We start from the raw sequence: 13635 nt of genomic DNA on the forward strand, positions 1-13635 counted from the left end.
CACCTATCTAGGTGGAGGGCCTCGGCGGGGCAACGGGCAGCAACACCTCGAACAGGGTCTTGCTGGCGACCGGATGGGCGCCCTCGAGCGCCAGCAATCGCCGCTTGGAGATCACCCCGCCATAGGGCGAGAGCCGGTCGGTGTAATTGCCGGCCTCCAGCACGCGGTGGCAGGGCACGATCAGCATGTAGCGATTTTTCGCAACCGCCTGCGCCACCGAATGCGCCGCGCCGGAGGCCCCCAGCGCCTTGGCGACCTCGTGATAGGTGCGCGTCTCCCCGCGCGGGATCGTGCAGGCGTATTCGTAGACCCGCCGGTTGAAGCCGGGCACGCCGCCGGCATCCAGGCTGACGTCGGAAAAGTCGGGATCGTTGCCCTGCAGCAGGCCCACGATGCCCTCGATCGCAAGCTCGGCATTCAATGGAGGCTGCTGCTCGCGCGCCTCGGGATGGACCTGGAAAATCCGGCGGCGGGTGTCGATCTCCCGCGCCTCCGGCAATTGCACGGCCACAACGCCGGTGCTGCTCCAGATGATGCCGCAGCGCCCGATTGCCGTGTCGAATATCGTATAGCCACGCCCCACCATGCACACGCCCCACTCAGTGCACGTCTCTCCCCAGACACGAGATCATAACACCGCCACAATCCGGCGCACCTGGAATCTTACTGAGACATTAACAACCGTCCGGCTAGGAGCGCCAAACCGCTTGGCGAGACGCGCCGTCTCGGCTAATCAGGACGGGCGTGAGCAGCGCATCCGCGGGCGTAGTTCAATGGTAGAACGGCAGCTTCCCAAGCTGCATACGAGGGTTCGATTCCCTTCGCCCGCTCCATCCTGCTTCGCGCGAAGGCGCTTCGCAGGATTTCCAGTCTTCGGCGACGCAATGCAGGATGCCCTTCGAAGCGTTAGCGGAGAAGGGTGCTAACCTGGCAGGCTTCGCAGAAACTCCACGATCGCAGCGTTCACCTCCGCCGGTCGCTCCTGCTGCGTCCAGTGTCCGCAACCCGGCAGCATCCTGATCTCGCGCAACTGCGGCACAAATTGCTTCATGTTGGCGAGGAGCTCGGCGGTGCCGGGGAAGGCGAGGACCATGTCGTGGTCGCCGGCGATGAAGAGTGAAGGCACCACCACCTTCACACCCTCGAAGGCCCCCATCAGCTCCCAGTTGCGATCGATGTTGCGGTAGTAGTTGAGCGGCCCGCGGAAACCGCTGCGGGCAAATTCGCCGCCGTAATAATCGAGGTCGGCGGCGCTCAGCCATGACGGCAGCGGTACCTGCACTTTCGGCAACATGCCGTCCTTGCGCGAGACCATGCCGACGCCGACGGTCCTGCCGGCGCGCTCGGCGTTGGCGCGGATCGCCGCCGCCCCTTCGCCGGAGCCGCCGAAGAGCATGGCGCCGAGCGTTGCGCGCGGATCCCGGTCGAACTCCGCTTCGGCGACCCCCGGCTCCTGGAAGTACAGCTGATAGAACTGCGCATCCGCCGTCTGCGGCATGACGCTCGTCGGCCGCACCGGACCGCGCGGCCGATAGGGCACGCTGAGGATGGCGGCAGCGCGGAAGCGATCAGGCCGCAGGCGCGCCGTGTGCCAGGCGATCGTCGCGCCCCAGTCATGTCCGACGATGACGGCGTCCTTCGCTTCGAAGGCGTCGAGCACGCCGACGAGATCGCCGACCATGTGGAGGATCGTGTACTGGTCGATTGCTTCGGGCCGGTCGCTCTTGCCGTAGCCGCGCATGTCGGGCGCGACCGCGTGGTAGCCGGCCGCCGCCAGCGCCTCGAGCTGGTGGCGCCAGGAGTACCAGCCTTCCGGAAAGCCGTGGCAGAGCAGCACCATTGGCCCCTTGCCCTGCTCGGCGACGTTGAGGCTGATACCGTTGGCCTTGATCGTCCGCTGCGTCGGCTCGCCCATCTCGTCGCCTCCCGATTATTTGTGGTTGGGGCGCATCCTAATCGGGTCTGCGAGCTCCGCAAAGATTCTAATATATTGGACTGCCGCTCGCGGCGTTCGCCTCCGTCCGCGCTAAGCTACCGCTCGCCCTGATGGGTGCGGTCCTCGTGTCGGGCAATGTTCGGATGAAGACCATGGACCAGCAGAAACTCGATCGCGCGATCGGTCGTCGCTTGAAGACCCTGAGGACGCAGGCGGGCATGACGTTGAACGAACTTGCAGGCCGCTCCGGCGTCAGCCGAGCCATGATCGGGCGGGTGGAGCGGGCGCAGAGCAGTGCAACGGCGGCGCTGCTCAACAAGCTCTGTGCGGCGCTCGACGTCACGCTGAGCGACGTCGTCGCGCTCGCGGAGAAGCCGCCGGAGCGGCTGATGCGGCTTGCCGACCAGCCGCTTTGGCGTGATCCCGACAGCGGCTACCGCAGGCGCCATGCCTCGCCGCCGGACGCGGCAAGCGGCATCGAGATCATCGTCGTCGACCTGCCGGCCGGCGCGCGCGTCTCCTACAGCCCCTGGGGCCGCAACGCCTTCACCCAGCAACTGCTGATGCTGGAGGGCGCGGTCTGCGTGCATATCGACGCCAAGACGGTGCGCCTGCGCGAGGGCGATTGTCTCGATTTCGACGTGATGCGTGCGGTGACCTTCGAGAACGAAACCAGACAGGACGCGCGCTACGTCATCATCACGCGGCGCGGCACTTCTTACGGGAAAATGTGATGCCGATGATCGTGCGGGACGCCACGCTGGAGGATGCCGAAGATATTTTGGCCATCTACAACCATGCCGCGATCAACACCACGGCGGTCTGGACCGACGGCCCGGTTGATCTCGATTCGCGGCGCGCGTGGATCCGGGCGCGACGGGAAGCCGGCTATCCCGTTCTGGTCGCGATGAAGGGCCGGGATGTGGTCGGCTTCGCGTCCTTCGGCGATTTCCGTCCCTGGCCCGGCTATCGCCACACGGTCGAGAATTCCGTCTATGTCGACGAGCGGCATCATCGTGCGGGCATCGGCCGCGGCCTGATGGTTGCGCTGATCGAGCGGGCCACGGCGCTGAACAAGCACACGATGGTCGCCGCGATCGAGGCTTCGAATTCCGCCTCGATCGCGCTGCACGCCTCGTTCGGCTTTGCCGAGGTCGGCCGGATGCCTGAGGTCGGCTGCAAGTTCGGCCGCTGGCTCGATATGGTCCTCATGCAGATGCGGCTTTCAAGCGGAGTGAGGCCGTGACGATGCAGGTTCGTACCGGCGACACGTTCGATCCGCGCGTCGTCGCGCTGCTCGACCATCATGTCACGGCGGCGCGGGCGCAGACCGCGCCGGGCAGCGCCCATGCGCTCGATCTGGCAGGCCTTCGCGCGAGCGACGTCGCGTTCTGGTCCGGATGGGACGGCGAGACGCTGGTCGCCACCGGCGCGCTGAAGACGCTGTCGGCCACCCATGGCGAGGTGAAGTCGATGCATACGCTTCAGACCACGCGGCGGCGCGGCTTTGGCGGCCAGATGCTTCGCCACATCATCAGTGAAGCCCGCGCGCGCGACTTGACGCGGCTCAGCCTCGAGACCGGCTCGTGGGACTATTTCAGGCCGGCCCACGCGCTGTACCGGGCGCACGGCTTCGTCCCCTGCGGCCCGTTCGAGGGCTATGTCGAGGATCCCAACAGCCTGTTCCTGACGCTGGATCTGAGCGGCAGCTGAGGCCGCCGACGAGGTGGGGCCCCGGTGCAGCCGGGCTCGAAAAATCCGACACGCCCCTCAAAATGAGTTGCGTACCTCAAAACACATCTGCTAGCCTTCAGCCATGGCCCAAGAGAGCTACTCAGACACGCTCACTGCCACCGCGCTGACCCTGAAGGACATCGCGCGCGAGGCGGGCGTGAGCTTGGCGACCGTGGACCGGGTCCTGCACAATCGCCCGGGTGTGCGGCCGGACACGGTCAGGCGCGTCAAAGAGATCATCGAGCGCAACTCCTTCCAGCCGCATGTGGCCGCCGCAGAGCTCGCCCGTGCCCGCGCCCGCCGCTTTGCCTTCGTGATGCCGTCCGGGCCGAACCCGTTCATGCAGCAGATCGAGGCCTATCTCGGCGAGATGTCGGCGTGGCTCTCGGCGCGTCGCCTGAGTGTCGAGATGGTCGCAACCGACGTGTTCGATCCCTCCGTGCTCGCGGTTTCGCTGGAGACGCTCTTCGGCGACTACGACGGCGTCGCCGTGGTGGCGCTGGATCATCCCGGCGTCCGCGCCGCGATCAACGATCTCGTCGACGCCGGCACCAAAGTGGTCACGCTGGTCTCGGACGTGCCGACGTCGCGGCGCCACCATTATGTCGGCATCGACAACATCGCCGCGGGGCGCACCGCCGGTGCGCTGGTCGGTCGGCTGGTCGGCGGGCGGACCGGCAAGGTTGCCATCGTCGCCGGCTCGCAGGGCCTGCGCGATCACGCCGAGCGCATTTTCGGCTTCAACCAGGTGATGGCGTCGGAATTCCCTGGTCTCGCCGTGCTGCCGGTGCTGGAAGGGCGCGACGAGGACGAGCGTTCGGAGCAGCTGCTGGCCCGGCTGTTCGGCAGGCATTCTGACATTGTCGGCCTTTATAACGTCGGCGCCGGCACGCAAGGCGTCGCCAAGGCGTTGAGCGATTCCGGCCGCGACAAGCAGGTGGTCTTTGTCGGGCACGACGTCACGGCGCTGACGCGCCGGCTGCTGTTGCAGGGCGTGATGGATGCCGCGATCTCGCAGAACCCAGGACATGAAGCGCGCGCCGCCGTGCGCGTGCTGCTTGCGCTCGCCCGCGGCGAGCCGATCTTGCGCGAACAGGAGAAGATCAGGATCGACATCGTGATGCGGGATAATCTGCCCTAGCGGCAGGCGATTTTTGAAACGGCCCGTGGCGGGGAAGGCGACGCAAGATCGCACGCTGCGACAGGTGAATGGGAGGGATGGCGTGTATCTCGGAATGGACATCGGTACGTCCGGTGTGAAGGCGGTGCTCGTGAGCGAAGCCGGCGCGATTCTCGCGACGGCGGCGCGCGAGCTTGCGCTGTCGCATCCCGCGCCGCTGTGGTCCGAGCAGGATCCCGACGCCTGGGTCGACGCGGCGACCGGCGCGGTCGACGATCTCGCATCCCGCCATCCGCGTGAGGTCGCGCGGGTAGCCGGCATCGGACTATCCGGCCAGATGCATGGCGCGACGCTGCTGGGCGAGAACGGCCGCCCGTTGCGTCCCGCAATCCTCTGGAACGACGGCCGCTCGCAGGCCGAATGCGGCGAGCTCGAGCGACGCTGTCCGTCACTGCACGCCATCGCCGGCAATCTCGCGATGCCGGGCTTCACCGCGCCAAAGCTGCTCTGGGTCGCGCGGCATGAGCCGGACATCTTCGAGCGCGTCGCAAAAGTGCTGCTGCCGAAGGCCTATGTCCGCTATCGCCTCACCGGCGAAATGGTCGAGGACATGTCGGACGCCGCCGGTACGCTGTGGCTCGACGTCGGCCAGCGCCGCTGGTCGGAGGCTCTGCTGCAGGCCACCGGGCTCGATCTGCGTCACATGCCGCGCCTCGTCGAAGGCAGCGAGACCAGCGCGGTGCTCGCGCCGGACCTGGCGCAGCGCTGGGGCATGGCGAAAGGTGTCGTGGTGGCCGGCGGCGCCGGCGACTGCGCGGCGAGCGCGATCGGGCTCGGCGCCATCGCACCCGGAGATGCGTTTCTGTCGCTGGGAACTTCAGGTGTGGTGTTCCGCGTCACCGATCGCTTTGCGCCGGCGCCGGCTTCAGCCGTGCATGCCTTCTGTCACGCGCTGCCCGGGCTCTGGCACCAGATGGGCGTGATGCTGTCGGCGGCGGCCTCGCTCGCCTGGCTCTCCGGCGTGATGGAGACGCCGGCCGCGGCGCTGCTGGCGCCACTCGGCGAGCGTGTCGATGGACCGAGCCCGATCAAGTTCCTGCCCTATCTCGATGGCGAGCGCACGCCGCACAACGATGCCGCCGCCAGCGGCGCCTTCGTCGGTTTGCGCGGCGCGACCGGGCGCGGCGAGATCGTGCAGGCCGTGCTCGAAGGCGTCGCCTTCGCCGCGCGCGACAATCTGGCGGCACTGAGCGCGGCGAGCGCGCCGATCGTGGAAGTCGATCTCGTCGGCGGCGGCTCGCGCTCGCAACTCTGGGCCCAGATCTGTGCCGACGTGCTCGGCATTTCCGTCCATCGCGTCGAGGAAGGCGAGGTGGGGGCCGCGCTCGGCGCCGCGCGGCTCGGGCGCCTTGCCGCCACCGGTGAAGATCCCGCCGAAGTTTGCACGCGCCCGCGCCGACTCGCGAGTTTCGCGCCCCGCGCATCCGTCACCGCCGCCTATGACGATGCCTATCGTCGCTGGCGCGCGCTTTATCCCGCGTTGAAGGAGTCCGCCTAAGTGAACGCGTCAGCCAAATTCTTCGAGGCAAGCACGCCTGTCGCCTTCGCCGGCCAGGATGCCGGACAAGCGCCCGCCTTCCGCTGGTACGACAAGGATCGCCTCGTCCATGGCCGCCGGCTCGAGGATCACCTGCGCTTTGCGGTCTGCTACTGGCACTCCTTCTGCTGGCCGGGCGGCGATCCCTTCGGCGGCGAGACGTTCGTGCGGCCCTGGCACCACGGCAGCGATGCGATGGCGCAGGCACGGGCCAAGGCCGATGTCGCCTTCGAGCTGTTCCGCCTGCTTGACGTGCCCTTCTTCACCTTCCACGACGTCGATGCGGCGCCGGAAGGTGCTTCGCTCGCGGAGTCCGTCGCCAACCTCAACGCGATCGCCGATCTGTTCGAAGCGAAGATGGCCTCCGCCAAAGTCCGGCTGCTCTGGGGCACCGCCAATCTGTTCACGCATCGCCGCTACATGGCGGGCGCCGCGACCAATCCGGACCCTGACATCTTCACCTATGCCGCCGGCCAGGTCCGTGCCGCGCTGGAGGTGACGCACCGGCTCGGTGGCCAGAACTATGTGCTGTGGGGCGGGCGCGAGGGCTACGAGACGCTGCTCAACACCGATCTCAAGCGCGAGCTCGACCAGCTCGGCCGCTTCGTCTCGCTCGTCGTCGAGCACAAGCACAAGATCGGCTTCAAGGGCCCGATCCTGATCGAGCCGAAGCCGAAGGAGCCGACCAAGCATCAATATGATTTCGACGTCGCCACCTGCTACGGCTTCCTCGCGCGCTACGATCTCCTCAAGGACGTCAAGCTCAACATCGAGCAGAACCACGCCATCCTCGCCGGCCATTCCTTCCATCACGAGGTCGCGCTCGCCGAGGCGCTCGGCGTCTTCGGCTCGCTCGACGTCAACCGCGGCGACGATCTGCTCGGCTGGGACACCGACCAGTTCGCGATGAATGTGCCGGAGCTTGCACTGGTGTTCCACGAGATCCTGAACCGCGGCGGCTTCACCTCGGGCGGGCTCAATTTCGACGCCAAGATCCGGCGTCAGTCGATCGACCCCGACGATCTGATCCATGCCCATGTCGGCTCGATGGATGCCTGCGCGCGCGCCTTCCTCGCCGCTGCCGACATGCTCGATGCCGGCGCCCTCTCCGCGCCGCTTACTAAGCGCTACGAAGGATGGGCGAGCCCCGAGGGCCGGGCCATCCTCGGCGGCCAGCGCTCGCTCGCCGATCTCGCCGATCGTGCGCTCGGCTCCGGCTTCGATCCGCAGCCGCGCTCGGGCCGGCAGGAATATCTGGAATCCCTGGTCAACCGCTATGTCTGAGGAAGGCCCGCTGATGACAAATGCTGAAGCAACGCCGGTGCTCCAACTCTCCGGCATCGGGAAGGAGTTCGGCGCAATCCGCGCACTGCATGACGTCGACATGCAGGTCCTTCCCGGCGAGGTGGTCGGCCTGATGGGCGACAACGGCGCGGGCAAGTCGACGCTGGTCAAGATCATCGCCGGCAATTTCCGCCCCAGCCATGGCGAGATCCGCTTTGCCGGCAGCGCGGTCCATTTCAATCGGCCGATCGATGCCCGCACGGTCGGCATCGAGGTGGTCTATCAGGACCTTGCACTGGCCGACAATCTGACCGCGGCCGCCAACGTGTTTCTCGGCCGCGAGCTGAAGCGCAAGTTTGGCCCGCTTGCCTTGCTCGACCACAAGGCGATGGCGGCGCGTGCGCTGGAATTGTTCGGCGAGCTGCGATCGGAAACGCGGCCCGACGATCTCGTCAAGCAGATGTCGGGCGGCCAGCGCCAGGCGGTCGCGATCGCGCGGACGCGGCTCTCAAATGCGAGGCTGGTGATGATGGACGAGCCGACCGCTGCGATCTCGGTCCGCCAGGTCGAGCAGGTGCTGAGCCTGATTCACCGGCTGAAGGAGCAAGGCGTCGCCGTGATGCTGATCTCGCACCGCATGCCCGACGTGTTCGCGGTGTGCGACCGCGTGATCGTCATGCGCCGCGGCGAGAAGCGCGCCGACAAGGCGATCCATACGACGTCCCCCGAGGAAGTCACCGCACTCATCACCGGCGCGAAGGAGGCGGCGTAATGGCCATGCAGTTGGAATCCCCGGTCAGCTTCTCGAATGTCGGCGAGATTAAATGGTGGCGGCGTGGCATCTTCGCCTCCCAGACCGGATACGTCCTGCTAGCGCTCCTGGTGCTGATGGTCGTGATGCATTTTGCCAGCCCCTATTTCTTCACCCAGGGCAATATGCAGAACGTGGCGAAGAACTTTTCCTTTATCGCCATTGCCACCCTGGGCGTCACCTTCGTCATCATTACCGGCGGTATAGATCTCTCAGTCGGCTCGCTGATGTGCTTCTCCGCCATGATCACATCGATGGTCATGTCGGGCCTCTCGACGCCAGGCATGCCCGGCGCGTCGCTGTTCGTGCACCTCGCGGCCGACGGCAAGACCGTGGTAGCGAACCTGCCGGGCCTGATCCTGGTCGTCTCGATCGTCGCGGGCCTCGCGGTCGCGTTTCTCGTCGGGCTCGTCAACGGCTTCTGCATCGCAGTGCTCGGGCTGTCGCCCTTCGTCACCACGCTCGGCATGCTCTCGATTGTGCGCGGCCTCGGTTATGTTGTCTCCAACGGCCGCGGCAGCTTTCCGGGCGGGCCGGACGCCGATTACTTCTATGCGCTCACCTCGGGCGACGTGCTTGGTGTGCCTGCGCCCTTCATCTATCTCGTGATCCTCGCGCTGACGATGGCGGTGGTGCTGCACCACACCTCGTTCGGCCGCCACGTCTTCGCACTCGGCGGCAACGAGAAGGCGGCTGAACTCACCGGCATCCCGGTGGTGCGTGTGAAGATCGAGGTCTATGTGATCTGCGCGCTCGCCGCAGGCCTCCAGGGCATCATTATCTCCGGATGGCTCGGATCGGCACCCGCTAACATGGCGACTTCCTACGAGCTCAACGTGATCGCGGCCGCCGTGATCGGCGGCGCCAATCTGGCCGGCGGTATCGGCGGTCCGCTCGGTGCCATCGTCGGCTGTGTGTTGCTCGAAGTGATCCGTAACGGCCTCGTGCTCGCGCAGGTCAACTCCTATTGGCAGCAGACGCTGGTGGGCGTGATCATCATCCTTGCCGTGCTGGTCGACCGTATCCGCTCGCGCATGACTTAACGAGTTAATCCGGAAGGACAACGAAAGATCGTCTATCCGCCTGCCGGACCATCGCATCACAAATGGATAGGCAACAAAGTGTGGAGGGAAAGTAATGAAGAAGTTTCTGTTGGCTGGCGTGACCATCGCGATGATGGCGACCCCGGCATTTGCCCAGACCTACAAGTTCGCCATCGTGCCCAAGGCGATGAACAATCCGTTCTTCGACGTGGCGCGCGACGGCTGCCTGAAGCGAGCCAAGGAACTCGGCAACGTTGAGTGCATCTACAAGGGACCGGTCGAACACGAACCGGCGACGCAGGCGCAGATCATCCAGGACTTCGTCACGCAGAAGGTGGATGGGCTCGCGATCTCGGTTGCCGACGTCGCGGCGATGACCAAGTCGATCGAGGCGGCAACGGCGGCCGGCATTCCCGTCATCACCTTCGATGCGGACGCGCCGGGCTCCAAGCGCATCGCCTATATCGGCACCAACAACAAGGACTTCGGTCTGGCGCTCGGCAAGCAATTGGCCCAGCTCAAGCCCGAAGGCGGCAAGTATGCGATCGTATCCGGCGGTCCCGGCGCGAAGAACCTTGCCGAGCGTGTCGACGGCGTCCGTGAGTCGCTCAAGGGAACGAAGTGGGTCGAGGTCCAGGGCTCTCCGACCTTCTGTAACGACGACCCCGCGCTCGCGATCCAGCAGATGGCCGATTTGCGTACGGCGACGCCGGATCTCGGCGCCATCGTGCCGATCGGCGGCTGGCCGATGTTTGCACCCGAAGGTTACAAGGCCTTCGTCAACAAGAACAAGAAGGACATCGACGCCGGCAAGTTCACGCTCGTCGTCGCCGATACGCTGAAGATGCAGCTTGAGCTGCTGCGCGACGGCTACTCCAACGCCCTCACCGGCCAGCGCCCGTTCGAAATGGGCGAGAAGTCGATGGACACGCTGCTCGCGATCAAGAAGGGCGAGAAGGTGCCGGAGATCATCTATACCGGCCTCGATCTCGTGACGAAGGACAACGTTGCGCAGCTGCTGAAGTAGGAGCGCCACCAGCCCCGTGCTCCTGCGTGCCTCTCCCGCTTGCGGTTTCCGCAAGCGGGAGAGATGATTTGGGCTGTCGGAAGGAAATTTGGAATGAAACGGTCGCGGCTCGGCCCCCTTGATGTCACGTCAATCGGCCTCGGCTCCGCCCCGCTCGGCGGATTGTTTGCACCGGTCAGCGATGCCGATGCGCAAGCGACGCTCGAACGGGGTTGGTCGGCCGGCATCCGCTTCTATGACACCGCGCCTCTCTACGGTTTTGGCCTCGCGGAACGGCGGCTCGGCGCATTTCTGCGGCAACAGCCGCGCGACTCCTACGTCATCTCGACCAAGGTCGGCCGCCTGCTGCGCGCGCCCGATGGCGCTGCCGCCGAGGACGATCATTACAAGAGCGGTCAGCGCGAGCGGCCGGTGTTCGACTTCTCTCATGACGGGGTGATGCGCTCGGTCGAGGAGAGCCTGCTGCGCCTCGGGCTCGACCGCGTCGATGTCCTGCTCGTGCATGATCCCGACGATCATTACGACGACGCCGTCGCCGGCGCCTTCCGCGCGCTCCAGCGTCTGCGCGCAGAGGGCACGGTCAAGGCGATCGGCGCCGGCATGAACCAGTCGGAGATGCTGGTCCGTTTTGCCGAAACCGTACCGGTGGACTGCTTCCTGCTCGCCGGCCGCTACACGCTGCTCGACCAGGGCGCGCTGGATGCGCTGTTTCCGGCCTGTCAGGCCAAGAACATCGGCATCCTGCTCGGCGGCATCTACAACAGCGGCATTCTGGCCAACCCCCGCACCGGCGCGAAGTTCAACTATGAGGATGCCGACGCGGCGCTGGTCGCGCGGGCGCTCGAGCTCGACGAGCTCTGTCGCAAGCACGGGACCGAGCTGAAGGCCGCCGCGCTCCAGTTCTGCATGGCCCATCCGGCCGTGACGGTCGCCGTGCTGGGCGCGCGCAATGCCGCCGAGGTCGCCGACAACATCGCGATGTCGCAGGCGCCGGTGCCGCCGGCCTTCTGGCAGGAGCTGCGTGCGCGGAAACTCGTCGACGCGCGGTCGCCGCTGCCGGGTGGAGCGTGAGCCATGATCATCGACGCCCACCAGCATTTCTGGGATCCGGCGCGTGCCGACTATCCCTGGATGGACGCGCCAGAACTCGCGCCGATCCGCCGCGCCTTCGGGCCTGCCGATCTCGCGCCACTTCTGAACGCGAATGGCATCGGCGCGAGCATTGTGGTGCAGTGCCGCTCCGCGCTGGAGGAGACTGAGGAATTTTTGCGCATCGCGCATGCAACGCCCTTCGTCGTCGGCGTGGTCGGCTGGGTCGATCTGACCGATGCTACGCTTGGTGACACGCTCGACCGGCTGCGCGCAGGGCCGGGCGGCGACAAGCTGGTCGGAATCCGCCACCAGGTCCATGACGAGGCCGATCCCGATTGGCTGCTCCGCGAGGACGTCCAACGCGGGCTCACCGTATTGTTCGCCACCGATCTCACTTACGATTTCCTCGTCCGCACCCGCGAATTGCCGGCGGCGATCGCAACCGCGCAGGCCTTTCCCAACGCGCGCTTCGTGCTCGACCATGCCGCCAAGCCGCCGATCGCTTCGGGCGGAAGCGCAGAATGGGCCGATCGCATCAAGGCGCTCGCCGCCTGCGGCAATGTCTGGTGCAAGATCTCCGGGCTCGCGACGGAAGCGAAGTGGCATGATTGGGATGCGGAGCGGCTGTTTCCGTTCGTCCAGCACGCCGCAAATTGCTTCGGTGAGGATCGCCTGATCTTCGGCTCCGACTGGCCGGTGTGCCTGCTTGCAGGCAGCTACAGCGAGATCAAGGGCGCACTGGAGGCGTGTCTGGCGAAGCTAGGCTCCAGTGTGCGCGAGAAGGCGTTCGGGGTGAATGCGAAGGCTGCGTATCGGTTGGCGATTGACTAAAGCCTGCTGAGTTGGGCAGACCTCGTACCCAACCAAAGGTGTCGTCCCGGCGAAGGCCGGGACCCATAACCCCAGGGAGTTGTTTGGTGAAGATGAGTCGTTCGGTACTCCCGTCCTTCGCTATCCGAGAAATCACGCGGTATGGGTCCCGGCCTTCGCCGGGACGACGGCTCAGATTGGGGAGGCAGTGCAACGCACCTCACGCGCCCGCGGGCACCTGGTCCAGAAATCCGGTGATGCTCCTGATGCGGCCGTCCTTCAGCACGGCGAAGTCGGTGCCCTTGATCGGGCTGTCGACGCCGTCAGGGCCAAGGCCCCAGCTGAAGCGCAGCTGATCGCCGTAGCCGTTGGGTTCGCCGATCAGCTTGAACTTGAAATCGGGAAAGCGCTGTTGCACGCCCGCGATCAGCGCGTCGATGCCGTCCTGGCCGTCGCCCTTCATCAGCGGGTCGACATAGCTCGCATCCGCCGCCCAGTTCTCGCTGAGCAGTTCGCGCCGGCGGCTTGTCGTGCGCTCGTTCCAGAGCTCGATGTAGCGGCGGGCAATGGTGACGTGGTCGGTCATGGTGCTCTCCTTCGGTGACGCCGTCTTCGGCTGCTCGTCACTATCGAAGGTTTGCGCGCGCTGATCGATTACCTCCGAGGTCATCGGCGTGCGCAAAAAAATGAAGCGCGATGATGGTCTCATCGCGCTTCATCGGCATGCGACTGGTTCGCGAAGATTACTTCGCCGCCGTCACCATGATCTCGACGGTGTATTGCGGCGCCGCCAGCTTGGCTTCGACGGTGGCGCGGGCCGGGGTGTTGCCGGGGGAGACCCAGGCGTCCCACACCGCATTCATCTCGCCAAACGTCTTCATGTCGGTGATGTAGATCGTGGCCGAGAGCAGCTTCGACTTGTCGGTGCCGGCCTTGGCGAGATGGCCGTCGATCGTCGCCAGGATGTCCTGGGTCTGCTTCGTCACGCTTTCGCCGCCGGCCTTGTTGGCGACGACACCGGCGAGATAGACGGTGTTGCCGTGCACGACGACCTGGCTCATGCGCGGGCCGGTTTCAAAACGCTGAATGCTCATTTGGGATCTCCTGGTGGAATGGCGGCCCTGTCTAGCGCAGCCCCCCGCGCTCAGCCACCCCAGGCACGCATGCGTTGCCAGGCACGC

15 protein-coding genes and 1 tRNA gene are annotated in these 13635 nt (G+C 65.9%); 12 read left to right on the forward strand and 4 right to left on the reverse strand.

Annotated features, from left to right (window positions below; all coding sequences use genetic code 11):
• Nucleotides 1–7 precede the first annotated feature (7 nt).
• The gene (locus A3M7_RS0101530; RefSeq protein WP_027542328.1) at nt 8–586 is read right to left on the reverse strand and encodes a methylated-DNA--[protein]-cysteine S-methyltransferase; all 579 of its coding nucleotides are present in this window, start codon (nt 584–586) and stop codon (nt 8–10) included.
• A gap of 173 nt (nt 587–759) precedes the next feature.
• Here A3M7_RS0101530 and A3M7_RS0101535 point away from each other — a divergent pair.
• Nucleotides 760–833, forward strand: a tRNA-Gly gene (locus tag A3M7_RS0101535).
• 89 nt (nt 834–922) lie between these two features.
• Here the strand turns inward: A3M7_RS0101535 and A3M7_RS0101540 are convergent.
• Nucleotides 923–1915 carry an alpha/beta fold hydrolase gene (locus tag A3M7_RS0101540; protein WP_027542329.1) on the reverse strand — a complete coding sequence of 331 codons (993 nt, stop codon included), beginning with the start codon at nt 1913–1915 and terminating at the stop codon, nt 923–925.
• A 173-nt stretch (nt 1916–2088) separates the two neighbouring features.
• Here A3M7_RS0101540 and A3M7_RS0101545 point away from each other — a divergent pair, with 173 nt between their 5' ends.
• The 11 genes from A3M7_RS0101545 (at nt 2089) to A3M7_RS0101595 (ending at nt 12475) form a co-directional block, all read left to right on the forward strand.
• Nucleotides 2089–2670, forward strand: a complete 582-nt coding sequence (locus tag A3M7_RS0101545; RefSeq protein WP_027542330.1) for a helix-turn-helix domain-containing protein — start codon at nt 2089–2091, stop codon at nt 2668–2670.
• Nucleotides 2670–3182 (forward strand): GNAT family N-acetyltransferase, encoded by a 513-nt coding sequence (locus A3M7_RS0101550; protein WP_198033679.1) that lies wholly within the window; start codon nt 2670–2672, stop codon nt 3180–3182. Before A3M7_RS0101545 ends, A3M7_RS0101550 begins: the two co-directional genes overlap by 1 nt.
• Before the next feature lie 2 nt (nt 3183–3184).
• Nucleotides 3185–3649: a GNAT family N-acetyltransferase gene (locus A3M7_RS0101555; protein WP_027542332.1), complete on the forward strand. Its 465-nt coding sequence runs from the start codon at nt 3185–3187 to the stop codon at nt 3647–3649.
• A 103-nt stretch (nt 3650–3752) separates the two neighbouring features.
• Nucleotides 3753–4811 (forward strand): LacI family DNA-binding transcriptional regulator, encoded by a 1059-nt coding sequence (locus A3M7_RS0101560; RefSeq protein ID WP_049823161.1) that lies wholly within the window; start codon nt 3753–3755, stop codon nt 4809–4811.
• Between the two features lie 82 nt (nt 4812–4893).
• Nucleotides 4894–6348 (forward strand): xylulokinase, encoded by a 1455-nt coding sequence (gene xylB / locus A3M7_RS0101565; protein WP_027542334.1) that lies wholly within the window; start codon nt 4894–4896, stop codon nt 6346–6348.
• Nucleotides 6349–7671 (forward strand): xylose isomerase, encoded by a 1323-nt coding sequence (xylA, locus tag A3M7_RS0101570; RefSeq protein ID WP_027542335.1) that lies wholly within the window; start codon nt 6349–6351, stop codon nt 7669–7671.
• Between the two features lie 13 nt (nt 7672–7684).
• The gene (locus A3M7_RS0101575) at nt 7685–8443 is read left to right on the forward strand and encodes an ATP-binding cassette domain-containing protein (RefSeq protein WP_027542336.1); all 759 of its coding nucleotides are present in this window, start codon (nt 7685–7687) and stop codon (nt 8441–8443) included.
• The gene (locus tag A3M7_RS0101580) at nt 8443–9525 is read left to right on the forward strand and encodes an ABC transporter permease (RefSeq protein WP_027542337.1); all 1083 of its coding nucleotides are present in this window, start codon (nt 8443–8445) and stop codon (nt 9523–9525) included. The genes A3M7_RS0101575 and A3M7_RS0101580 overlap by 1 nt, the downstream gene beginning before the upstream one ends.
• 94 nt (nt 9526–9619) lie before the next feature.
• A complete protein-coding gene (locus A3M7_RS0101585) occupies nt 9620–10552 on the forward strand; it encodes a sugar-binding protein (protein ID WP_027542338.1) in 933 nt (310 codons plus the stop codon).
• A 93-nt stretch (nt 10553–10645) separates the two neighbouring features.
• Nucleotides 10646–11623, forward strand: coding sequence for an aldo/keto reductase (locus tag A3M7_RS0101590; RefSeq protein ID WP_027542339.1), 978 nt, complete (start codon nt 10646–10648; stop codon nt 11621–11623).
• Nucleotides 11624–11626: 3 nt separating this feature from the next.
• A complete protein-coding gene (locus A3M7_RS0101595; RefSeq protein ID WP_027542340.1) occupies nt 11627–12475 on the forward strand; it encodes an amidohydrolase in 849 nt (282 codons plus the stop codon).
• 199 nt (nt 12476–12674) lie between these two features.
• Here A3M7_RS0101595 and A3M7_RS0101600 read toward each other — a convergent pair whose 3' ends face one another.
• Both A3M7_RS0101600 and A3M7_RS0101605 read right to left on the reverse strand, forming a co-directional pair.
• Entirely contained in the window at nt 12675–13040 is a 366-nt protein-coding gene (locus A3M7_RS0101600) for a nuclear transport factor 2 family protein (protein ID WP_027542341.1), read from the reverse strand.
• A 157-nt stretch (nt 13041–13197) separates the two neighbouring features.
• The gene (locus A3M7_RS0101605) at nt 13198–13548 is read right to left on the reverse strand and encodes a RidA family protein (RefSeq protein WP_027542342.1); all 351 of its coding nucleotides are present in this window, start codon (nt 13546–13548) and stop codon (nt 13198–13200) included.
• Nucleotides 13549–13635 lie beyond the last annotated feature (87 nt).

This window comes from Bradyrhizobium sp. WSM2254 (genome assembly GCF_000472645.1).
Classification (GTDB): Bacteria; Pseudomonadota; Alphaproteobacteria; order Rhizobiales; family Xanthobacteraceae; genus Bradyrhizobium; species Bradyrhizobium niftali.

Coding starts and splice junctions, on each gene's coding strand:
- A3M7_RS0101605 (WP_027542342.1), bottom strand. CDS start 13,548: ATGAGCATTCAGCGTTTTGAAACCGGCCCGCGCATGAGCCAGGTCGTC.
- A3M7_RS0101550 (WP_198033679.1), top strand. CDS start 2,670: ATGCCGATGATCGTGCGGGACGCCACGCTGGAGGATGCCGAAGATATT.
- A3M7_RS0101600 (WP_027542341.1), bottom strand. CDS start 13,040: ATGACCGACCACGTCACCATTGCCCGCCGCTACATCGAGCTCTGGAAC.
- A3M7_RS0101585 (WP_027542338.1), top strand. CDS start 9,620: ATGAAGAAGTTTCTGTTGGCTGGCGTGACCATCGCGATGATGGCGACC.
- A3M7_RS0101555 (WP_027542332.1), top strand. CDS start 3,185: ATGCAGGTTCGTACCGGCGACACGTTCGATCCGCGCGTCGTCGCGCTG.
- A3M7_RS0101580 (WP_027542337.1), top strand. CDS start 8,443: ATGGCCATGCAGTTGGAATCCCCGGTCAGCTTCTCGAATGTCGGCGAG.
- A3M7_RS0101575 (WP_027542336.1), top strand. CDS start 7,685: ATGACAAATGCTGAAGCAACGCCGGTGCTCCAACTCTCCGGCATCGGG.
- A3M7_RS0101590 (WP_027542339.1), top strand. CDS start 10,646: ATGAAACGGTCGCGGCTCGGCCCCCTTGATGTCACGTCAATCGGCCTC.
- A3M7_RS0101545 (WP_027542330.1), top strand. CDS start 2,089: ATGGACCAGCAGAAACTCGATCGCGCGATCGGTCGTCGCTTGAAGACC.
- A3M7_RS0101530 (WP_027542328.1), bottom strand. CDS start 586: ATGGTGGGGCGTGGCTATACGATATTCGACACGGCAATCGGGCGCTGC.
- A3M7_RS0101595 (WP_027542340.1), top strand. CDS start 11,627: ATGATCATCGACGCCCACCAGCATTTCTGGGATCCGGCGCGTGCCGAC.
- A3M7_RS0101540 (WP_027542329.1), bottom strand. CDS start 1,915: ATGGGCGAGCCGACGCAGCGGACGATCAAGGCCAACGGTATCAGCCTC.
- A3M7_RS0101560 (WP_049823161.1), top strand. CDS start 3,753: ATGGCCCAAGAGAGCTACTCAGACACGCTCACTGCCACCGCGCTGACC.